This window comes from Tritonibacter sp. SIMBA_163 (assembly GCF_046535935.1).
In the GTDB taxonomy this organism is placed as follows: domain Bacteria; phylum Pseudomonadota; class Alphaproteobacteria; order Rhodobacterales; family Rhodobacteraceae; genus Epibacterium; species Epibacterium scottomollicae.
This window is the reverse complement of record NZ_JAWJBP010001439.1, coordinates 1-232: the sequence shown is the minus strand read 5'-3', so window position 1 is coordinate 232 and position 232 is coordinate 1. Positions and strand designations below refer to the sequence as shown.

General features: G+C 56.9%; 1 protein-coding gene. It reads left to right on the top strand.

The window, feature by feature from the left end:
• On the top strand, positions 1 to 232 hold a 232-nt coding region (locus tag R0J92_RS27050; RefSeq protein ID WP_411053954.1), incomplete at both ends, for a dihydroxyacetone kinase subunit DhaK.

Sequence of the window (232 nt, the reverse complement as noted above, 5' to 3'; positions counted from 1 at the left end):
TCTTGATATTGTGGCACCGGAAGCGGGTGAATTTGTTACCAGTCTCGATATGCAAGGGTGCTCACTGACACTCCTGTGGCTCGATGAAGAACTCGAGCGCTATTGGACGGCAGCTTGCGATACCCCGGTTCTTCGTCGCGGCGCAGCCATTGCAGTCGAACCCGCTGACGATATCATCGCCAATGAGGATGCAGCCCCGGTTTTTGCCCAGGCGGATGAGGCAGGACGAGCA